Source organism: Nitrospirillum bahiense (genome assembly GCF_007828025.1).
In the GTDB taxonomy this organism is placed as follows: domain Bacteria; phylum Pseudomonadota; class Alphaproteobacteria; order Azospirillales; family Azospirillaceae; genus Nitrospirillum; species Nitrospirillum amazonense.
In genome coordinates this window covers 245,206-270,485 of record NZ_VITO01000003.1, presented here as the reverse complement: position 1 = coordinate 270,485, position 25,280 = coordinate 245,206, and the positions used below count along the sequence as shown (strand labels likewise).

Below are 25,280 nucleotides of genomic sequence, written 5' to 3'. Positions count from 1 at the left end.
ATGAACCACGGCAGCTTTTTCCGCCCCCGTTCCGGCGCCAACCGTCCGGGCACGCAGCAACCCCAGGCCCTGCCGGGCATGAAGCGCTATCGCGCCGACCTGCGCGATACGCTGATGGCGTCGGCCGCCGGCCTGGTGAAGGCCGCGCCGAAGACAGCCAACCGCCGCAACCGGCGCGCCGGCCGCACCGCCATCTTCTTCGGCACCACGCTGGGCGCCTATATCGTCTCGTCCCTGCTGTCGGCGGCGCACGCCAACCCCACCGGCGGCACGGTCACGGTGGGCCAGGCCGTCATCGACGCATCCAAGCCCAACACCCTGACCGTCACCCAGGGTACCGACAAGGCCGCCATCAACTGGCAGTCCTTCAGTATCAGCGCCGGTGAAAAGGTCGACTTCCTGCAGCCGTCCAGCAGCAGCGTCATCCTGAACCGGGTCATCGGCAACGACCCGTCCAGCATCTTCGGTTCCCTGACCGCCAACGGCACGGTCATGCTGGTCAACCCCAACGGCGTCATCTTCGGCGCCGGATCGCGGGTGGACGTGGGCAGCCTGGTGGCCACCACCGCCAACATCAGCGACGCCGACTTCCTGGCCGGGCGGTACGCCTTCAACCAGGCCTCGACCAACCCCAACGCGGCCATCGTCAACGCCGGCGACATCACCATCAAGGACAGCGGCCTGGCCGCCCTGGTGGCGCCCAGCGTGCGAAACTCCGGCGTCATCCACGCCAGGCTGGGCCGCGTGGCCCTGGGCGGCGCCCAGACCTTCACCCTGGACTTCCAGGGCGACGGGCTGCTGAGCTTCGACGCCAGTTCCGCCGTCACCGCCCTGCCCCACAACGCCGACGGCACGCCCGCGCAGGCGCTGGTGGTCAATTCCGGCCAGATCGCGGCCGAGGGCGGCACCATCGAGCTGTCGGCCCGCGCCGTGAAGGGCGTGATCGACCACGTCATCAACACCGACGGCGTGCTGGTCGCCACCAGCGTCAGCGCCAAGAACGGCAAAATCGTGCTGTCGGGCGGCGACAGCGGCACCGTCGCCGTCAACGGCACCCTGAATGCCAGCGGCAAGGACGCGGGCCAGACGGGTGGCACCGTCATCGCGACGGGGGCCGACGTGGCCGTGGCGTCGGCCGCCGTGGTTGACGCCAGCGGCGACGCCGGCGGCGGCCACATCGCCATCGGCAGCGATGGCACCGGCACGACGCTGGACACGGCCAAGTCCCTGTCGAAGAGCGTCAGCCTGGCGGCGGGCGCCACCCTGAACGCCGACGCGGTGACCAGCGGCAACGGCGGCCGCGTCAGCCTGCTATCCCAGGACAGCACCCTGTTCTCCGGCGCCATCAGCGCCAAGGGCGGGGCCCGGGGCGGTGACGGCGGCTTCGCCGAGGTGTCCAGCCACAACGGCGTGGCGCTGGCGGGTGACGTCAGCCTGCAGGCACCTAAGGGTAAGACCGGCACCCTGCTGCTGGACCCCACCACGCTGACCATCACCAGCGGCACCAGCGGCAGCGGCAGCCAGGACAGCGCCATCAGCGGCGGTACCCTGGCCTCAACGGCCTCGGACGTGGGCCTCAACACCGTGTCCTCGGGCAAGATCGTCGCCCTGACCGCCACCAGCGACGTCGTGCTGCAGGCCAGCGGCCTGATCACCGTGGGCAACCTCGGCACCGTCAACCTGGGCAGCGGCCACAGCCTGACCCTGCAGTCCACCGCCACCGGCGGCATCACCTTCACCAACCCGTCCACCACCGAGATCGTGGCCAGCGGCGGCGGCAACATCACCCTGCAGTCGCTGGGCATCGGCAGCACGATCACCAACGTCGCCAAGCTGACCAGCGACACCGGCGTCATCACCATCACGGCCAACGGCAATGTCACGCTGGCCAACACCCTCACCGGCAGCGGCGTGGGGATCACGTCGGTGGTGGGTTCCATCACCAACGTCGGCGCCCCGAACCTGATCACCGGCAGCGGCAGCGGCGTCATCCTGTCCGCCCAGGGCGGCAGCATCGGCACGCCCACCTCCACCATCAGCACCCACACCCTGGGCCTGGGCCTGGAAACAGGCGGCAGCCTGTACGTCACCAACGACCAGACTTTGCTCGTCCTGGCGCTGAACGCCACGCACGCCCATCCGGGCGTCATCAACACCTATCAGCTGACCTCCCCCGGCCTGACGTTCGACGCGACCGACACGGGCAGCCTCAACCTCAACACGCTGCAGCAGTCGTCGACCCTGTATGCGCAGGTCAGCACGGACCATGACGCGATCGTTGGCAACGTCAACGTCACCAGCAGCGGCGTCTTCTCCCTGACTTCTACCGGCGGCAACATCCTGGCCGGTGCCGGCAACACCGGCGCCACGCCCATCACCGCGGGGTCCGTCCAGCTGACGGCCCAGGGGACCACCGGCCTCAATGGCGCCGTGGGCAGCAGCGCCTCACCCCTGCAGACCGACACCGGCACCCTGCGCGCCAGCGCCGGCTCGGGCGGCATTTATGTCGGCAACGGCGGCGCGCTGGCACTGCAGAGCGCCGTCGCCAGCGGCACGGTGAACGTCGCCACCGCCGGCACGCTGACCGTTGGCACCGTCACCGGCGGCACCGTGACGCTGGCCAGCACGGGCGGCGCCATCCTGGACGATGCCGACGCCACCACCAGCATCAGCGCCAACAGCCTGAACCTGAGCGCCGCCGCCGGTGTCGGCACGCATGGCGGCCCGCTCACCAGCAACGCCGCGACCGTCCAGGCCACGACGAATACCGGCGGCATTTTCCTGAACCTGACCAACGGCGTCATCACCACCCTGGCCAACGTCAGCGCCGGGGCGGGCGCCGTCGAGGTCGCCACCGCCACCAACACGGTCGCCACCGCGGTTTCCTCCGGCGGTGGCTCGGGCGACGACATCACCATTACGGTGACGGGCGGCGCCCTGGCGGTGAACACCATCAACGCCGGCGCCTCCGGCAACGTCACGCTGACCACCACCCTGGGCGGCAATAATGGCGACGGTATCGTCGCCATGGGCAGCGGGTCGCTGATCACCGGCCGGAACCTGGTGCTGAGCACCTCGTCCTATGGCTATGTCCAGCTGTACACGGCGGTGCAGAAGGTGTCCGGCACGTCCGGCACCGGCATCACCGTCGAGCAGAGGACCGGCGACCTGACGGTGGGCGACCTGGCCACGACCTACGTCCCCAGTTCCACCAGCAACCCGCTGTCCCAGCCGACCTACCCCAAGATCAAGATCCTGGCGGACGACGGCAGCGTCACCGTCGCCGGCACGGTGAAGTCCCTGGGCAGCACCGCCTACACGGGATCGGTGGAGATCCAGGCCAGCGGCGCCATCCTGGCGGACAGTGGCGTCACCACCGCCATCACCTCCGACAGCGTGGAGCTGGAGGCCGGCCAGAACGTCGGCACCGCCGCCTCGCACATCAAAACCAACACGACGGAACTCTATGTCTCCGCGGTGGGCGACATCTATCTGGACAACGCGGTGGCCTTCACCGAACTGTCCATCGACGATCAGCACACCTCGGCCGGCGCGATCAACACGGTGGCCGTCACCGCCCCCTACCTGACCTTCGGCATCAGCGACGACGGGTCCAAGTTCACGCTGACCAACATCGTCGGCACCACCATCGACAGCCTGAGCTTCGCCAGCGACGAAACGCTGGTGCTGGGCCATGTCCAGGGCAGCGCCGACAGCAACGTCAGCCTGCGTTCCTATGATGGCGACATCCTGGACGACGGCAACAGCCAGACTCGCGTCACCGGTCGCTACGTCGCCCTGCAGGCCGACAGCGGCAAGCTGGGCACCTCCGCCAGCCCGCTGAACATCAACGCCCCCCGCCTGGCGCTGACGACCGAGGGCGACCTCTACGCCAGCGACATCGCAGACCTGACGACCCTGTCGCTGACCACCAACCACCGCACCAACGGCAGCGTGAACACCTATCAGCTGACGGCGCCGTCGCTGGTGTTCAACATGACGGACAGCACCAGCGGCACGTCCATCAACACCCTGACCGACGTCACGGGCCTGTCCGCCACCTACGTCAACGACCGTACGACCACCCTGGGCGACATCAACGTCACGCGGTCGGGCTCGCTGAACCTGACGGCCCAGTACGGCAGCATCCTGGATGACGCCAACACCGCGACCCAGGCCCTGGCCGGCAGCATCACCCTGACCGCCACCTGGACGGCCGGCGGCCTGGGCACCGCCGCCAACCCGCTGCAGTTGGCGACCGGCGACCTGAAGGTGGCCGCCAATTCGGGCGGCACCTACGCCCAGATCTCCATGCCCGTCAACTCCACCACCAACGTGGTGAAGCTGAGCACGGGCAACTACAACAGCGGCACCATGATGGTGGAAGCGCTGCAGGGCGACCTGGCGCTGGGCACCATCACCACGACGGGCCAGTCCGTCACCCTGAAGGCCGACGCCGGTTCCATCACCAATCCCAACACCAGCGGCGGCGGCACCCCCAGCTACAGCACGCTAACGGTGGGCAGCGGCGGCACCGTCAGCCTGACCGCGTCGGGCGCCATCGGCGGCAGCACCGCCCCCATCCTGATCAGCGCCTCGGGCGGCACACTGAACGCCACGGCAACGGCCGGCGATGTCTACGTCACCAACGCCGGCGCCCTGAAGCTGGGCGCCATCAGCGCCAGCGGCACGGTGGGTGTCACCGCCACCTCCGGCAGCCTGACCGACGACGGCGACGGCACCACCACCGTCGCCGGCACCACCGTCGCCCTGACCGCCGCGTCCGGCAGCGTCGGCACGTCGGCCAGCCCGCTCAGCGTCGCCACCGCCAACCTTGCCGTCACCACACAGGGCAGCATCCAGGTGGCCGACAGCGCCGCCCTGTCCAATCTGACCCTGGCCAGCACCAGCACCAGCGCCGCCAACAGCTTCTCCGTCGGCGCCGCCAACCTGACCGGCTTCGCGCTGAGCGACAGCGGCAGCCTGTACACCCTGACCCAGCTGACCAGCACCTCCGCGCTGAACTTCACCTTCACCGGCGGCCATGCCCTCACCGTCCTGGGCCCGGTGAACGGCAACGCCGGCACCGCCAACTACGGCATCAGCACCGACGGCGGCGCCGTGATCCTTGCCTCCGCCGCCGGCAACGTCACCATCGGCAGCATCGCCACCGGCGGCGGGGCGGCGACCATCACCAGCGGCGCCGGCGGCGCGCTGACGGTCACCAGCCTGGCCACGGGCGGTGGCGCCGCGACGTTGACCGCGGGCGGCGCCCTGACCGTTACCGGCCTCACCACCACGGGTGGCGCCGCCACGCTGACGTCCGGCACCATGGCCGCCCTGTCGGGTGTGGACACGGGCAACGGCGCGCTTGGCATCACGGTGGGCAGCGGGGACTTCACCGTCGGCGCCCTGACCGCCAGCAGCGTCTCGATCAACGCCAAGGCCGGCAACATCAAGGATGACGGCGACAGTACCACCAAGATCACGGCCGGCACCGTCTCGCTGACCTCCGGCACCGGTTCCATCGGCGTGGCCGGGACCAGCGACAGCGACACGTCCAAGTGGATCGCCCTGTCGGGCACCACCAACCTTGCGCTCAGCGCTCCCACCAACATGTATGTGGTGGATGACCACGCGCTGACCGCCCTGGCGTTGAGCTTCACCGGCAACAACACCGCCGGCGTCTTCAAGCTGACCGCCCCCACCCAGACCTACATCATCTCCAGCGCCAGCGGCACCTTGAGCGTCAACCGCGCGGGCGCCACCTCCGGCGGCACCGGTGATTTGAGCACCTTCAGCCTCTACGCCCGTGAAAGCGTGAACGTCGGCACCGTTTCGGCCACCGACAGCATCTCGGTCACCACCGACAACACCACCGCCAACATCGGCTTCCTCAGCGGCTTCGGCGGCCTCATTTCCGCCAATGGCACCGTCAACCTGACGACCAAGAACGCCAACGCCAGCAACGGCAACATCGGCGCCAGCACCAACTCGGTGTCGATCGAATCCACCACGCTGAACATCGATTCCGTGGGTGCGATCTATGTGGACGACGCCGGTCTCGCCAACCTGTCCATCATCAGCCGGCACGTGTCGTCGTCGGATAACGACAACAACATCAAGGTCACCGGCTTCTTCCTGCAGAGCTCGGGCCTGATCGTCGGCGACGGCGCCACCCAGTCGCTGGCCAACGGCAGCGTCTTCGCCGCAAAGAACGGCTCGCCGGCGCTGAACTTCAGCTACACGACCGACCGGGCGATCGCGGTGATGAACAACATCACCGGTAATTCTGTCTCGCTGACCTCCACTGGCGGGTCCATCACCGGTTCGTCCGGCAAGACCATCACCGCCAGCTCGGTCAGCCTCTCAGCCCTGGCCAAGGACGCGTCCGTCGGCACCTCCAGCCAGGCCGTCGGCGTCAGCACCGCCAACCTGTCCATCGCCTCGGCCGGCAGCATGTATGTCGCCGATAGCGCCGCGCTGTCGTCCCTGACATTGAATTCCACGCTGAAGCAGACCGGCACCCTGTCCGCCGGCTTCGGCATCACCGCCAGCAACCTTACCGACAGCATCACTTACAGCAACAGTGGGCCCTATGGCCTGCAGATCGGCACCTTTACCGCCAACAGCGGCAACGTCGCGCTGAGCGTCACGTCCAACCAGCTGATCACCGTCGGGACCATCAACACCGGCACGGGCACCGGCGCCGCCGTCACGCTGACCACCACCGGTGCCATCCAGGCCGCCACCAGTTCCTCGCGCATCACCACGGGCGCGCTGACGCTGAACGCCACGGGCGTCAGCATCTACAACGACGGCATCGATCCCTTCCTGACCACGGCCAGCAGCCTGGCCGGCACCATCCAGACCATCGACCCCACCAGCCAGACCGTCACCGGCGGCAGCATCAACCTGTCGAACACGGGCGACCTGGCGCTGGGCGACCTGACCGTGGGCAACACGGCCAAGATCACCACCAGCGGCGCCATCACCAGCGGTGGCGGCACCGTGTCCGCCCCCATCGTGACCATCAAGGCCACCGGCGGGTCCATCGGCACCAGCGGCGCCCACTTGAGCATCGACAGCCGGACCCTGTCCCTGGATTCCGGCAATGACATTTATGTCGATGGCCGGTCGGACCTGTACGCCCTGAACGTGACCGACCGTCACGTCACGGCGCGGGCCAACACCCTGGCCATTACCGCCCCGCACCTGGTGTTCACCGTCACCGACACCGGCAGCCAGTTCAATATCGTCAACGTCGCCGACCCCAGCGGCATCGACTTCACCTTCACCGGCGACAAGGACATCCAAATCGGCACCGTGAACGGCCAGGTGGGCCGCACGGTGGGCATCACCTCCACCAACGGCAGCCTGACCGACAACGGTGGCGTGATGCTGACGGGTGACGAGGTCGACCTGGCCGCCACCGGGTCCATCGGCACGGCCGGCGCGCATATCAAGACCACCGCGCTGACGCTGGACGTCCGCACCGGCGCGAACCTCTACGTCGATAACGCTACGGATCTGTCCGCCCTGTCGGTGGAAACCACCCAGGCCGCCGCCACCGGCGGCGTCTTCTCCATCACCTCAGGCGGCGCCTTCGGCTCGGCCACGCCGACCCTGACCTTCTCGGGCGGCGACGACGGTACCTACACCCATTTCGACCTGGTGACCGACAGTACCGGCATCAACTTCAGCGGCACGGCAGAACACAGTCTGAAGATCGGCACCATCGACACGCGCGCCACCGGCATGCTGGCCGGCGGCCTGGTGACGCTGTTCAGCGACCAGAGCATCCTGGCCATCGACGGCACCAACCGGATCACCGCGGCGGAAACGTCGCTGACCACCTGGAACGGCGGCGGATCCGTCGGCAGCGGCGCCACGGCGCTGAACCTGTCCACCCCGCTGCTGGACATGGATACCAGTGGTAGCGTCTACCTGAATTCCGATACCCACATCGACGCGCTGGACCTCTACACCCGCCACCCCACGTCCAACGCCAGCGCCTACAGCATCACCTCCCCCGGCCTGACCTTCGGGATGAGCGACGGCGGCACCGGCGCCAGCCTGACCAACATCGTCGACACCACCGGCCTGGCGCTGACCGTCACCAGCGACGCCACCCTGACCGTGGGCACCGTCAACCTGGGCACGGCCGGCACCCTGGCGCTGCACACCACAAGCGGCGACATCAAGGGCGACGGCAACGGCAGCACCGGTGTGACCGCCGCGACCCTGTCGCTGGTGTCGGACAGCGGCGCCATCGGCACCTCCGGCGCGGGCAACGAGATCGACGCCCAGGTCAACACCCTGACGGCGAACGCCCAGAGCGGCGCCGTCAACCTCGGCTTCTCCGCCTCCGCCGCGCTGAAGGGTCTGACCGCCGGCGGCGACGTCGTGCTGAACAACAGCGTGGGCGACATCGCGCTGGGCACCATCGAGCTGAACGGCCACAACCTGACCGTCGACAACGAGGGTGGCTCCATCCTCAGCGGCACGCTCAACGACACCGCCACGGTGACGCTGATCGCCCAGGGATCCATCGGCAACGTCAGCGCCATCACCACCTCGTCCAACGGCGCCGCCACCACCCTGAACCTGACCGCCCACGCCACCAACGGCGCCACGGGCAGCGTCAATGTCAGCGAAAGCAACGGCAACCTGGTCGCCAGCAGCATCCTGGCCCCGGGGGGCGTGACACTGACCGCCACCGATGGCGGCATCACCGTCGGCACCATCAACGCCGGCACCGCCGCGGTCAGCCTGACGGCCGGTGACGGCGACATCCTGGCCATCAACGGCAGCAACCTGATCACCGGCGGCAGCGTCACGCTGGTGACGGACAGCGGTAGCGGTCATTCCATCGGCGGCGGAACCGGCGGCGTTCTGATTGTGTCGACGCCGGTCCTGTCGCTGACAAATACCAAAGACATCTACCTCAACGACAACACCACGCTGACCAAGCTGACGCTGGACCGCACCGGCGACTACACCGGTGGCGGCACCATCCAGCTGAGCGTCCCCGGCTTCACGGCCGCCTGGGTCGACAGCACCACAACCCTGAACCTTACCTACCTGGCGCAGTCCGGCCTGGATCTGACGTTGCGGACCAACCACAACGTCGCCGTCGGCACGATCAACCTCGGCAGCACCGGCAAGCTGGACCTGGAGGTCGATCCGGCATCGGGCAACGGCGCCATCACGGCGACCAGCGGCAGTTCCTCAATCACCGCTGGCAGCCTGACGCTGCAGGTCTCGTCGGAGAGCAGCATCGACGGCAGCAGCATCGGCAGCTCCGGCACCCTGCTGAAGGTCTCGGCCACCGACTTCACCGCCAGCGCGGGCCAGGGCGGCATCTACATTGCGCCCACGTCCAACATCAACCTGTCGAACGTTACCTCGGGCGGCGCGCTGACCGTCTCCACAACCTCGGCGGTTGACATCACGCTGGGCAGCGTTTCCTACGGCAACGGCCAGGCGCTGACCGTCACCACCGCCGGCGCCATCCTGGGCGGCGGCGGCGTGCTGCAGGGCGGCAGCCCCAGCACCGTCGGCGGCTACGGCGCCATCAACCTGACGGCCGGCACCGGCATCGGCGGCGTGAACGCGCCCTTGCAAATCTCCGCCACCAACAACGCGGTCAATGCCACCGTCACCGGTACCGGCGACATCGTCATCAACAGCCAGGGCCAGATGCTGGGTGGTCTCACCACCGCCACCCATGATGGCCAGATCGTCATCACCTCCGCCGGTTCCCTGCTGCTGAACGGCGCCACCTCCTCCACCGACAACTCCGGCGACGGCATCTCCGTCACCGTCAGCAGCGGCAACCTGACGCTGGGCGGTGCCATCACGGCCGGGGCCACCCAGGGCAACATCACCCTGACCGCCAACAGCGGCAGCATCCTGGCGAGCAACGCGCCCACCGTCAGCAACGAGGTCAGCGCCTTCTCCGTCACCGCTGACGCCGCCACGGGCCTGGGCGGCTCGGGCAAGGGCCTGAACCTGGTCGGCCAGCGGGTGAACGCCCTGACGCAGGGTGGCACCATCTACCTGTCGCCGCAGGCCACCACCACCCTGGCCTACGTCTCTTCCGGCGGCGGCGCCGTCAACATCGTCGGCAACGGCGGCCTTTACCTGGGTAACGTTCTCTCGGGCGGCGGCAACATCACCGTCTCGGGCAATACCGGCACCACGGTCTACGCCGGCAACGTCAACGCCGGCAGCGGCAATGTCACCATCGTCGCCAGCTCCAGCGGCGGAGCCATTCTGGACGACGGTCTGGACCTGACCCGCATCGTCGGCAACACCGTCTCGCTGAGCGGCGCCACCGGCGTCGGCACGTCCACCCGCGCCATCCAGACTACAGCCAACAGCCTGACCCTGGTCGACAACGCCGGCGGCGCCGGCATCTATGTCGACGACAACAACACCAGCGGCGTCACCATCACCAGTTCCACCGCCGCCGGCGGCAACACCGTGATCACCACGGCGGGCCCGACCACGGTGGTCAGCGCCACCGCCACCTCCACCACCGGCGGCGGCAACGACATCACCATCACGGCCGCCACCGGTAACCTGACCATCGGCGCCATCAGCACCAACACCGCCAGCCTGAACGGCGGCACGCTCACCCTGACGGCCACAAACGGCTCCATCCTCGCCCGCTCCGGCAGCGGCACCAACCTGACCGGCTACAACGCCAGCCTGTCGTCCAAGAGCGGCATCGGCACGCTGACCGATTTCGCCAGCGGCGCCGGCGCCCCCATCGTCACCGCCGTGACCAACCTGACGTCGCTGTCGGCCACCGACGCCGGTTCCATCATCAACGTCAAGCAGACGGGCAACCTGACCCTGGGCACCGGCACCAATGTGACCCTGGGCACCAACGGCTCCGTCTACCTGCAGGCCACCGGCAACATCAACGCCAGCAGCGGCCTGCCCAATGTGGGCACGGGCAACCTGGCCCTGCTGGCCGGTGGCACGCTGACCCTGCCCTCGGCCGGCGTCAGCACCCAGGGCGACCTGTACCTGAAGGGTGTCACCGACATCATCGCCACCGGCGCCACCCCGCGCGCCCTGACCATCACCGCCGACAGCCTGAAGTTCATCAGCGGTGCCGCCGGCGGCAGTGTCAGCCTGACCACCACGGTGGGCGCGCTGGACGCCGAGCTGACCGGCACCACCACCGCCGCCAACCTGACGGTCGGCAACACCGGCGCCCTGTCGGGCCTGACGCTCAGCACCGCCAAGGGCAACATCACCTTCACCAACGACGTCGGCTTCACCACGACCTCGGTCACCGCCAGCGGCACCACGCCGACCGTCAGCCTGACGGCCAGCACCGGCGACCTGACCGTGGGCAGCAGCGGCATCAGCGCCGGCGCCACCGGCACGGTCAACCTGACCGCAACCACCGGCGCCCTGGCGGGCGAAGGCGGCAACGCCGTCACCGCGGGCACGCTGAACCTGACCAGCCTGAAGGCGATCGGCAGTGCGTCGCAGGCGCTGAGCGCCACCGCCGCCACCCTGTCGGCCACCGTGACAGGCACGGTCCTGGCCAACGGCGCCGGCGACTACGGCATCTACCTGTCCGCCCCCGGCACCCTGTCGCTGGCGGGCCTGACCACGGCGGACGGCGTCGTCTCCATCACCGGCGGCGGGTCGGGTACCACGCTGACCTCCACCGGCGGCATCACCGCCGGCAACGGTCACGCCATCACGCTGAACAACGGCGGCGGCACGATCAGCGTCAGCGGCACCATGACTGGCGCCAGCCTGGACGCCACGGCCACGACCATCAGCGTCGGCGCCATGACCACCACCGGCACCCAGAACTATACCGGCAACACCACCGTCACCGGCGACCTGACGGCCAGCGCCGTCACCGTCACGGGCAACCTGACCCTGGGTGGCACCGGCGCCCGCACCATCGACACCCACGCCAGCAACGGCGACATCGACATCACCGGCACGGTGACCGGTGCCAGCCATGACCTGACCCTGACGGCTGGCACGGGCGCCATCACCCTGGGCGGGGCCGCCAGCGGCGTGGGGGCCCTATCTGCCACCGGCGCCACCATCGCCACCAACGGCGTCGCCGGCACGGGCAACCAGAGCTACACCGGCGCCACCACCCTGGGCGGCACCTACAGCACCGGCAGCGGCACCTTCACCGTGACGGGCGCCGCCACGCTGGGCGGTGATACATCCGTCACCACCACCAACGCGGCGGTGGGCTTCACCTCCACCGTCGATGGCGGTCACAACTTGACCATCGGCAGCGGCACCGGGGCCGTCACCCTGACCGGCGCCGTCGGCGGCACCACGCGTGTGGGCGCCCTGACCGTCAACTCCACGGGCACCAGCACTTTCACCAGCGCCGTGAAGGCCGGCAGTGTCACCACCAACGCCGGCGGCACCGTCGTCCTGACGGCCGGCACCGTGGACGCCACCGGCATCATCAGCCTGGGCGACGCGTTGGTGCTGGTCACCGACACCACGCTGACGGGCAGCACCGTCACGCTGGGCGGTACCGTCAACGGCGCCCATGGCCTGACCGTGACCGGCAACGCCATGATCAACGGCGGCATCGGCAGCACCACCAATCTCACCAGCGTGTCTGTCAGCGGCACCACCACCCTGGGCGCCAACGTCATCACCAGCGGCACCCAGACCTATACCGGCGCCACCACCCTGGGCGCCAACACCACCCTGACCGGCACCACCATCGGCTTCGGCGGCACGCTGGATGGGGCCAAGACCCTGGCCGTCACCGGTAACGCAGTCTTCGGCGGCGCCGTGGGCGGCACCACGGGCCTGGCCGGCCTGTCGGTCAGCGGCACCAGCAGCCTGTCGGGCGACGTCACCACCACCGGTGCCCAGGCCTACACCGGCGCCGTCACCCTGGTGAACGACACCACCCTGACCGGCACCACCGTCACCCTGACCAACGGCGCCAACGGCACCACCGCCAACACCCAGTCGCTGACCATCACCGGCAACCTAGGCACCAGCGGCGCCTTCGGTGCCACCACCCACCTGAAGAACCTGTCGATCAGCGGCACCGCCAGCCTGACCGGCACCACCACCACCGGCGGCACCCAGACCTACGGCGGGGCCGTCACCCTGGCCGGCGACACCACGCTGGCCGGCACCACCATCACGCTGAACAGCGCGGTCAACGGCGCCCACAGCCTGACCATCACCGGCGACGCCGTCATCACGGGCACCATCGGCGGCACCACCGCCCTGACCAGCCTGTCGGTCAGCGGGGCCAGCACCCTCAGCGCTGCCGCCATCACCACGACCGGCACGCAGACCTACACCGGGGCCGTCACCCTGGCGCGCAGCACCGGCGCCACCGTCCTGAACACCACCAACAGCAACGTCCTGTTCAGCGGCACGGTGGACGGCAATGGCGACGTGGTGTCGGGCAGCGACGGCCTGACCATCAACGCCGGTACCGGCAACGTCACCTTCAGCAGCACCATCGGTGCCACCACCCGCGCCGGTTCCCTGCAGTTCTACAGCGGCGGCGCCACCAGCTTCGGCGGCGCCATCAAGGCGGGCTCCGTCTACACCGACGCCGTCGGCACCCTGGCGCTGAACACCGGCAGTGTCGACACCACCGGGTCCCAGGCCTATGGCGAGGCGCTGACCCTGACCGCCGACACCACGCTGAAGGGCAGCAATATCACCCTGAGCGGCACGGTCGATGGCGCGCACAGCCTGACCATCACCGGCAATGCCACCGTGAGCGGCATCATCGGCGGCACCACCGCCTTGAGCAGCCTGTCGGTCAGCGGTACCGGCACACTGTCGAAGAACATCACCACCACCGGTACCCAGACCTACACCGGGGCCGTCACCCTGGGCGCCAACGACATCCTGACCGGCAGCACCGTCGCCTTCGGCGGCGCGGTCAACGGCGGCCGCACCCTGACCATCACCGGCAACGCCACCTTTGCCGATACCGTCGGCGCCACCAACGCCCTGACCAGCCTGTCGGTCAGCGGCACGTCCGGCCTGAACGGCGGCAGCATCCGGACCACGGGCGGCCAGACCTACACCGGGGCGGCCACCCTGGGCGCCGACACCACCCTGACCAGCACCGGCAACGGCACCGTCGCCTTCGGCGGTACGGTCAACGGCGGCCACAGCCTGACCATCGCCAACGGCAGCACGGGCAACACCACCTTCGGCGGCACCGTGGGCGGCGCTGCTGCCCTGTCCAGCCTGTCCGTCAGTGGCACCAGCAGCCTGTCCGGCGCCATCACCACCACCGGCAACCAGACCTACACCGGCCTGGCCACCCTGTCGGCGGCCACCACCACTCTGGCCGGCGGCACCGTTACCCTGACCGGCGGCGCCGACGGCACCACCGCGGACCAGCAGTCGCTGACCGTCACCGGCAACCTGGTGACCGGCGCCCTGGGCGCCAACCACCGCCTGAACAACGTCTCCGTCAGCGGCGCCGAGACCCTGTCGGGCAACGTCACCACCGCCGGCACCCAGACCTACAGCGGCGACGTCACCCTGGGCGCCAACGCCACCCTGACCGGCACCACCGTCACCTTCAGCGGCACCCTGAATGGCGCTCACGCCCTGGCCGTCGTCGGCAACGCCGACTTCAGCGGCGTCATCGGCGGCACCGCCACCTTGACCAGCCTGTCCGTCAGCGGCACCAGCAGCCTGTCGGGCGACGTCACCACCACCGGCACCCAGACCTACACCGGCGCGGTCACCATCGCCGGTGACACCATCCTGACCGGCACCACCGTCACCCTGACCAACGGCGCCAACGGCACCACCGCCGATCAGCAGTCCCTGTCCATCGTCGGCAACCTGGGCACCAGTGGGGCCTTTGGCGCCATCAAGCGCCTGAAGAACCTGTCCGTCACGGGTACCGCCAGCCTGACCGGCACGACAGCCACCGCCGGTACCCAGACCTACGGCGGGGCCGTCACCCTGGCCGGCGACACCACCCTGGCCGGCACCACCGTGACGCTGAGCGGCGCGGTCAACGCCACCACCGCCGGCGCCCAGGGCCTGACCATCACCGGTGACGCCGTCCTGGGCGCCGTCGGTGGCACCAAGGCCTTGAAGACCCTGTCAATCTCCGGAGCCAGCAGCCTGGGTGGCAACATCACCACCACGGGCATCCAGACCTATACCGGGGCGGCCACCATGACCGCCGCCGCCATCCTGACCACCACCAACAGCGCGGTCAGCTTCAGCGGCACCTTGGATGGCGCCAAGGCCCTGACCATCAGCACCGGTTCCGGCGACGTCACCTTCAGTGGCGCCATCGGCGGCACTACCACCCTCGGCACCCTGACCGTCAACAGCAGCGGCGCCACCGCTTTCAACGGCGCGGTCAAGGCGGTCAACATCGCCACCGACGACGCGGGCACCCTGACCCTGGGCACCGGCTCGCTGGACGCTCAAGGCACCCTCACGCTGGGTGAGGCGTTCAGCCTGACCAGCGACACGGTGCTGAAGGCCAACACCGTCACGCTCGACGGGGCCGTCAACGGCGCCCATGGCCTGACCATCACCGGCAATGGCGTCCTGAACGGCGCCGTGGGCGGCACCACCGCCCTGTCCAGCCTGTCCGTCAGCGGTACCGGCAACCTCGGCGCCAACGTCACCACCACCGGCACCCAGACCTATACCGGCGCCGTCACCCTGGCGGCCAACGACATTCTGGCCGGCAGCACCGTCACCTTCACCAGCACCCTGAACGGGGCCCGTACCCTGGCCGTCACCGGCAACGCCGTGTTCGGTGGCGCGGTCGGTGCCGCCACCACGCTGACCAGCCTGTCGGTCAGCGGCACCTCCGCCCTGAACGGCGGCAGCGTCAAGACCAGCGGTACCCAGGCCTACATTGGCGCCGCCACCCTGGGCGCGGACACCACGCTGACCGGCGGCACCGTCACGTTCACCAGCACCCTGAACGGCGCCCAAGCCCTGGTCGTGACCGGCAACGCCAGCTTCGGCGGCACCGTGGGCGGCACCACCACCCTGTCCAGCCTGTCCGTCAGCGGCACCAGCAGCCTGCCTGGCGCCATCACCACCACCGGCAACCAGACCTACACTGGCCTGGTCACCCTGTCGGCGGCCACCACCACCCTGACCGCCACCACCGTCACCCTGACCGGCGGCGCCGACGGCACCACGGCGGACCAGCAGTCGCTGACCGTTACCGGCAACCTGGTCACCGGCGCCCTGGGTGCTACCCATCGCCTGAACAACGTCTCCGTCAGCGGCGCCGAGACCCTGTCGGGCAACGTCACCACCGCCGGCACCCAGACCTACAGCGGCGACGTCACCCTGGGCGCCAACGCCACCCTGACCGGCAGCACCGTCACCTTCAGCGGCACGCTGAACGGGGCCCACACCCTTGCCATCACCGGTAACGCCGGCTTCAGCGGCGTGGTCGGCGGCACCACCGCCCTGACCGGCCTGTCGGTCAGCGGCACCAGCAGCCTGGCGGGCAACGTCACCACCACGGGCACGCAGACCTACACCGGGGCAGCCACCCTGGGCGCCGACGCCACCCTGGCCACCACCAATGCCGCCATTAAGTTCCTGAGCACCCTGGATGGGGCGCACGCCCTGACCATCGGCAGCGGCACGGGGGCCGTCACCCTGTCGGGCGCGGTCGGCGGCACCACCCGCCTGGGCGACCTGACAATCAATAGCGGTGGCGTCACCACCTTCGGTGCCGCCGTCAAGGCCGCCAGCGTCACCACCAATGCGGCCGGCAGCCTGATCCTGAACGGCGGCAGCGTCGACACCACCGGCGCCCAGACCTACAACGACGCCACCGCCCTGGGCGCCGACACCACCCTGACGGCGACCACGGTCACCCTCAACGGCGCGGTCGACGGGCCCCAGGTGCTGGCCATCACCGGCAACGCCGTGCTGAACGCCGCCGTGGGCGGCAACAGCTTCCTGACCAGCGTGTCGGTCAGCGGCACCACCGCGCTGAACGGCGGCACCGTCGGCAGCTCGGGCGCGCAGACCTACACCGGCAACGCCACCTTGGGCGCCAACACCACCCTGAACGCCAGCACGGTCAGCTTCGGCGGCACCCTGGACGGCGCCAAGACCCTGAGCATCACGGGTAACGCCGTCTTCGGCGGCGCCGTGGGCGGCACCGCCGCCCTGTCCAGCGTATCGGTCAGCGACAGCACCGCGTTCAACGGCGGCGGCGTCACCACCGCCGGCACCCAGCACTACAGCGGCGACGCTACCCTGGGCGCCGACACCACCCTGACCACCACTGATAGCCTGCTCATCCTCGGCGCGGTGGACGGGGCGCACGCCCTGACCATCAGCACCGGCACGGGCAACGTCATCCTGGGCACCTTCGGCGGCACCACCCGCCTGGGCGCCCTGACCATCACCAGCAGCGGCATCACCACGCTGAGCACCGTCAAGGCCACCAGCCTGACCACCGACGCCGGCGGCGCCACCGACCTGTTCGGCAGCGTCGACACCACCAGCGTCCAGACCTACAACGATGCCGTCGTCGTGGGCGTGGACGCCACCCTGAAGGCCACGACCGTCACCCTGAACGGCACGGTCGATGGCACGCACACCCTGACCGTCACCGGCGACGCCGTGCTGAACGGCGCGGTGGGCGCGACCCATGCCCTGACCAGCCTGTCGGTCAGCGGCGCCACCGCCCTGAACGGTGGCAGCGTCAAGACCACGGGCGGCCAGACCTACACCGGCGCCGCCACCCTGGGTGCCGATACCGCCCTGACCACCACCAACGGCGCGGTCACCTTCGCCGGCACGCTGGACGGGGCCCAGGCCCTGACCATCACCGCCGGCAGCGGCACCGTCACCCTCACCGGGGCCGTGGGCGGCACCACCCGCCTGGGGGCCCTGACGGTCAACAACAGCGGCACCCTGGCGATCAACGCCGCCGTCAAGGCCGCCAGCCTGACCACCGACCTGGGCGGCGGCGTCACCCTGGCCGGTGGCAGCGTCGACACCACGGGCGCCCAGGCCTATGGCGAGGCCATGACCCTGGCCGCCGACACCACCCTGAAGGCCACCAGTGTCACCCTGAACGGCACGGTCGACGGCGCACACAGCCTGACCGTCACCGGCGACGCCGCCTTCAACGAGACCGTCGGCGCCACCACCGCGCTGACCAGCCTCTCGGTCAGCGGCGACACCATCGTGAACGGCGGCGTCATCAAGACCACCGGTACCCAGGGCTATACCGGCACCGTCCTGCTGGGTGGCAACGCCACCCTGACCGGCAGCACCGTCACCTTCACCGGCACCCTGGACGGGCTGGCCAGCCTGGCCGTCACCGGCAACGCCGTCTTCGGCGGCGCCGTCGGCGGCACCACCACTTTGACCGGCCTGTCGGTCACCGGCACCACCGCGCTGAACGGCGGCGCCATCACCACCACGGGGGCGCAGAGCTACACCGGGGCCGCCGCCGTGGGCGCCGACACCACCCTGGTCACCACCAACGGCGCCGTCAGCTTCGGCGGCACGCTGGACGGCGCCCACGCCCTGACGCTGACCACCGGCACCGGCACCGTCACCCTGACGGGCGTGGTGGGCGGCACCACCCGCCTGGGCGCCCTGACGGTCAACAGCGGCGGCGCCACCACCTTCACCAGCGCCGTCAAAGCCGCCAGCGTCACCACCAACGCCGCCGGCACCCTGGCCATCAACGGCGGCAGCGTCGATACCACCGGCGCCCAGACCTACGGCGAGGCCCTGCCGCTCAGCACCGACACCGTGCTGAAGGGCACCACCGTCACCCTCAACGGCACGGTAAACAACAACCAGGCCCTGACCATCACCGGCAACGCCGTGCTGAACGGCGCCGTTGGCGGCATCAGTTTCCTGAGCAGCCTGTCCGTCAGCGGCACGACCGCCATCAACGGCGGCAGCGTCGGCACCTGGGGCGCGCAAACCTACTCCGGCGCCACCACCCTGGGCGCCAACACCACCCTGACGGCCAGCAGTGCCGGCTTCGGCGGCACCCTGGACGGCGCCAAGACCCTGGTCATCACCGGTGACGCCAGCTTCGGCGGTTCGGTGGGCGGCACCACCGCCTTGGCCAGCCTGTCGGTCGGCGGCGCCAGCGCGCTGAACGGCGGCGGCATCACCACCACCGGCACCCAGACCTACAGCGGCGACATCACCCTGGGCGCCGACACCACCCTGGCCACCACCAACAACGCCGTCATCGTCTCGGGCGTGGTGGATGGCGCCCACGCCCTGACCATCAGCACCGGCACGGGCAACGTCATCCTGGGCAACGTCGTGGGCGGCACCACCCGCCTGGGCGCCCTGACCATCAACGGCAGCGGCATCGCCACCCTGGGCGCGGCGGTCAAGGCCACCAGCCTGACCACCGACGCCGGTGGCGCCACCGACCTGTTCGGCAGCATCGACACCACCGGCGCCCAGACCTACAACGATGCCGTCGTCGTGGGCGTGGACGCCACCCTGAAGGCCACGACCGTCACGCTGAACGGCACGGTCGATGGCACGCACACCCTGACCGTCACCGGCGACGCCGTGCTGAACGGCGCGGTGGGCGCCACCCATGCCCTGACCAGCCTGTCGGTCAGCGGCGCCACCGCCCTGAACGGCGGCAGCGTCAAGTCCACGGGCAGCCAGACCTACACCGGTGCCGCCACCCTGGGTGCCGATACCGCCCTGACCACCACCAACGGCGCGGTCACCTTCGCCGGCACGCTGGACGGGGCCCACGCCCTGACCATCACCGCCGGCAGCGGCACCGTCACCCTCACCGGGGCCGTGGGCGGCACCACCCGCCTGGGCACCCTGACGGTCAACAACAGCGGCACCCTGGCGATCGACGACGCCGTCAAGGCCGCCAGCCTGACCACCGACCTGGGCGGCGGCGTCACCCTGGCCGGTGGCAGCGTCGACACCACGGGCGCCCAGGCCTATGGCGAGGCCGTGACCCTGGCCGCCGACACCACCCTGAAGGCCACCAGCGTCACCCTGAACGGCACGGTCGACGGCGCGCACGCCCTGACCGTCACCGGCGACGCCGCCTTCAGCGAGACCGTCGGCGCCACCACCGCGCTCACCTCCGTCTCGGTCAGCGGCGACACCATCGTGAACGGCGGCGTCATCAAGACCACCGGTACCCAGGGCTATACCGGCACCGTCCTGCTGGGTGGCAACGCCACCCTGACCGGCAGCACCGTCACCTTCACCGGCACCCTGGACGGGCTGGCCAGCCTGGCCGTCACCGGCAACGCCGTCTTCGGCGGCGCCGTCGGCGGCACCACCACCCTGACCGGCCTGTCGGTCACCGGCACCACCGCGCTGAACGGCGGCGCCATCACCACCACGGGGGCGCAGAGCTACACCGGGGCCGCCGCCGTGGGCGCCGACACCACCCTGGTCACCACCAACGGCGCCGTCAGCTTCGGCGGCACGCTGGATGGCGCCCACGCCCTGACGCTGACCACCGGCACCGGTAACGTCACGCTGACCGGCGTGGTCGGCGGCACCACCCGCCTGGGCGACCTGACGGTCAGCAGCGGCGGCGCCACCACCTTCACCAGCGCCGTCAAAGCCGCCAGCGTCACCACCAACGCCGCCGGCACCCTGGCCATCAACGGCGGCAGCGTCGATACCACCGGCGCCCAGACCTACGGCGAGGCCCTGCCGCTCAGCACCGACACCGTGCTGAAGGGCACCACCGTCACCCTCAACGGCACAGTTGACGGCGCGCATGCCCTGACCATCACCGGCGACGCGGTGCTGAACGCGGGTCTCGGCCTCACCACCAAGCTGACCACCCTGACGGTCAGCGGCGCCACCCTGCTGAACGGCCACAACGTCCGCACCACCGGCGTGCAAAACTACCAGGGCGCCGTCGTCCTGGGCGGGGCCGCCACGCTGGCCGGCGACACCGTCACCTTCGGCGGCACGCTGGACGGCGCCTACATCCTGGCCGTCAATGCCAACGGCGTGTTCAACGGTGTCGTGGGCGGCACCACCGCCCTGTCCCGCCTGTCGGTCAACATCGGCACCGCCACCCTGAACGGCGGCGCCGTCACCACCAGCGGTGCGCAGAGCTACAACGTCGCCGCCGTCCTGGGGGCCGACACCACGTTGGTCACGACCGATGGCGGCTCCATCGGCTTCGGCACGCTGGATGGGGCCCATGCCCTGACCATCAACGCCGGCAGCGGCAACGTCTTCCTCACCAAGGCCGTGGGCGGCACCACCCGCCTGGGCGCCCTGACCGTCACCGGCAGCGGCACCACCACCGTCACCAGCACGGTCGCCGCCGCCAGCGTCACCACCGGAACGGGAACCGCCCTGGTGCTCAACGGCGGCAGCATCGACACCACGGGCGCCCAGACCTACGGCGGAACCGTCACCCTGGGCGCCGATACCGTCCTGACCGGCAGCACCGTCACCCTGTCCGGCGCGCTGGACGCCCAGACGGCCGGCGGCCAGTCCCTGGCCATCGTCGGCAACGCCGTGATGGACCAGGCGGTGGGCGGCACCACGGCGCTGAACACCGTCCGTGTCAGCGGCACCACCCTGTTCGGCGACCCGTCGGTCACCACCACCGGCGACCAGACCTATGCCGGCGCCGTCACCTTGGGCGCCGACACCACCCTGACCAGCGCGGCCGGCACCATCACCCTGGCAGCCGGCGCCGATGGCGTCGCTGCCGGTGGCCAGTCGCTGATCCTGGTGGGCAACACCGTGCTGACCGGCGCCTTCGGCGGCACCACGGCCTTGAACGCCCTGTCGGTCACCGGCACCGCGGCCCTGAACGGCAGCGTGACCACGGCCGGCGCGCAGACCTACGACGGCGCCGTCACCCTGGCAGGCGACACCCACCTGGCCAGCGGCGGGGCGGTCACCTTCACCGGCACCCTGGACGGCGCCCAGGCGCTGACCATCACCGCCGGCACCGCCGATGTCACCTTCACCGGTGCGGTGGGTGGAATCACCCGCCTGGGCAACCTCAGCGTCACCACGGGCGGGGCCACCACCTTCACCGGCGCGGTCACGGCGGCCAGCGTCACCACCGACGCCGCCGGTACACTGGCCATCAACGGCGGCAGCGTCGACACCACCGGCATTCAGAGCTATGGCGAGCGGGCGGTCATGGGCGGCACCACCGTCCTGAGCGGCAGCTTGGTCACCCTGGCCGCCGGCGCCGACACGACGGCCAGCCTGGAGGGGACGCCCGCGCTGACCATTCAGGGGGACGCCAGCCTGTCGGGCGATATCGGCGCCAACGCCGCCTTCGCCAGCCTGACCGTGACCGGCGCCACCACGCTGAACGGCGGCACCGTCCGCGCCGGCCAGCAGACCTACACCGGCCTGGTAAGCGTGGCCGGCGGCAGCGTGCTGTCGGCCGGTACCGGCATCACCCTGGCCACCGGCGCCACAGGTGCCGGCAACCTGACCGTCAGCACCTCGGGCGGCGACATCGCCCTGGGGACCCTGGCCCTGACCGGCACCACCACGGTCACCAGCAGCGGCGGCCGGGTGCAGGCGGGCACCGTCGCCACCACGGCCTTGTCCATCACCACCAGCGGCGGCGACATCGCGTTCACCGGCCCCGCCACCTTCGCGGGCGACAGCACCCTCAGCACCGGTCACGGCGCCGTGACCTTCGCCGCGCTGAACAACGGCGGCACGCTGGTGGTCAACGCCGCCGGCGGCGACGTCACCTTCGCCGATGCCATCGGCGGCGTGGGCGGCACGCTGGGCACCCTGACGGTCAACACCAGCGGCGCCACCACCTTCGGCGGTGCCGTGCAGGCGACGTCGGTGACCACTGACGCCCCGGGCTCGCTGTTCCTCAACGGCGGCAGTGTCACCACCGCCGGCGCGCAGACCTTTGGCGAGCGCGCGGTGCTGGGGGCGGACACGGTGCTGACCGGCACCACCGTCACCCTGTCGCAGGGAGCGGACGCCAAAACCGCCGGCGGCCAGGGCCTGACCGTGGCCGGCACGCTGGTCGCCGACGGCGCCCTGGGCGGACGTACCGCCCTGCGCCAGGTGTCGGTGACCGGCCCGGCCACGCTGACCAACGCGTCCGTCACCACCACCGGCGACCAGGCCTACAGCGGCGCCCTGACCCTGGGTACCGACACGGTGCTGACCGGTGGCACCCTGACCCTGACGGGCGGCATCGACGGCGCCCAGGCGCTGACCCTGGCGGGCAACGCCATCCTCAACGGCGCCATCGGCGCCAACCAGGCGCTGAAGAGCCTGTCGGTCAGCGGCAGCAGCAGCCTGAACGGCGGCAGCATCGTCACCACCGGCGCGCAGACCTACGCCGGCGCCGTGTCGGTGGCCGCCGACCAGAGCCTGACCAGCACCGGCGCCTCGCTGGTGTTCGGCGGCACGGTGGACAGCGCCAGCCGGGCCGCCCTGAACCTGGTGGCGGGCGACGCCATCCAGGTATCGGGTGCCGTCGGCGGCACCGGTCCGCTGGGTGCGCTGACCCTGTCGGCCAAGGGCAAGGCCACCTTCGCCCAGGCGGTGAGGGTCAGCAGCCTGATCGAAACGGCGGCGGGCGACGTCACCACCTTCCACGGCACCCTGGTGGCGGACGGTGGCGGGGGCCTGCAACTGGCGGGCAACGGCTTCGTCTTCGACCAGGCGGTCTCGGCCACCGGCGGCGCCATCGTGCTGAACGACACCAAGGCCGACGGGGCGATCCGCTTCGCCAGTGCCGCCAACGTGTCGGCGGCGGCGGGCTTCACCCAGTTGGGCGGCGCCAGCTTCCTGCTGCCGGCCACCATCACCGTCACCAGCGGCCCCATCACCTTCGCCACGGTGGCGACGCTGCCGGCCGGCACCGCCAGTATCACCGCCAACGGCGACATCACCATGGTGGGCCTGCAGGGCCCGGCCACGGCCCTGACCATGGCGTCGGGCACGGGGGCGCAACGCATCGGCATCGCCAACGGCCTGCCCACGCAGACCATCGTCGTCGCCAGCCTGAAGGTACCCACCGCCGCCTCCGCCAAGATGTACGGCACGGTGGCGTCCAAGCAGCAGTCGCTGGCGGCCGGCGCCATCGACAGCCCGCTGAAGGGGGCGCCGTGGTTCATCAACGACACGCCCTGGGGCCCGACCGACACGGTCAGCACCGTGGCGGCGACGGTGGTGGCCAAGGTGCCGGTGCCCAGCACGCCGGGCGTCACCGCGCTGTTCACCGGCACGGTGTCCAACACCGGCATCACGCCGGACGCCCTGTCGGCCTACGTCTCGCCGCAGGTCCTGTCGGCTGGCGGCAACAGCGTGGTGGGCGCCAACGCCCAACCGTCGGTGCTGACCACCTCCGGCACCACCCCGACCCCGGTGGGGGCCAACACCCCGTCCACGCCGCTGAGCACGACCGGTACCACCGAAGAAAACACCCCCCGCTGAGGTCCGGGCGGCGCGGGCGATCCCGCACCACCACCCTCTCGGCGGCATGAGCAACCTGATTTGGATTTGGAACAGAGATGAGCACGCAGACCCTTCCCGCCTTCTACCAGCGCCCCCGCCCCCTGGCCGCGGAGCGTGACGGCGACCTGTCGCTGGCGCCCGCCGCCGGCTACCAGTTCGCCGCCGGCTCCAACTCCGTACCCGTGATTGCGGCGGAGTTCACGCTGGCCTGCAAGCACTACCCCATCCTGTTCCTGGACGGCGCCCCGCCCCAGGCCGTGGCGCTGCTGGGCTTGCGCAATGGCGAGAACCTGTTCGTGGACGCCGACGGCGCCTGGGAATCCGGCGCCTACATCCCGGCCTATGTCCGCCGCTACCCCTTCATCTTCCTGGAGAACCGCGAGAAGGCGGAGTTCACCCTGTGCATCGATGAGGCGGCCTCCAGCCTCAGCCACGGCGGCCCCAACAAGCTGTTCGAGGGCGGCCAGCCCACCGAGGTGACCCGCAACGCCCTGGCCTTCTGCAGCGACTACCAGGGCCACTACAACGCCACCACCGAGTTCGTGGAGGCCCTGATCAAGGCCGACCTGCTGGTGGAGAACCGCGCCGACGTCACCCTGAAGGACGGCCAGAAGCTGAGCCTGGCCGGCTTCAAGGTCATCGATGAAGCCAAGTTCAACCAGCTGCCGGCCGAGGACTTCCAGCGCTGGCGCGAGCGCGGCTGGCTGGCCCTGGCCTATGCCCATTTCATCTCGGTCAGCAACTGGGCCGGCCTGGTGGATCGCACCTCGCAGCGCCCGGCGACCAACTGAGTCATGGCCTTGGAAAAA

At 70.3% G+C, this 25,280-nt stretch carries 2 protein-coding genes; both read left to right on the top strand.

Going from position 1 to position 25,280, the window contains the following annotated elements; all coding sequences use genetic code 11:
- Positions 1 to 24,450, top strand: a complete 24,450-nt coding sequence (locus tag FBZ88_RS06370; RefSeq protein ID WP_145615934.1) for a filamentous hemagglutinin N-terminal domain-containing protein — start codon at positions 1 to 3, stop codon at positions 24,448 to 24,450.
- Positions 24,451 to 24,527: 77 nt separating this feature from the next.
- Positions 24,528 to 25,262 (top strand): SapC family protein, encoded by a 735-nt coding sequence (locus tag FBZ88_RS06365; RefSeq protein WP_145615933.1) that lies wholly within the window; start codon positions 24,528 to 24,530, stop codon positions 25,260 to 25,262.
- The last annotated feature ends 18 nt before the right edge of the window (positions 25,263 to 25,280 follow it).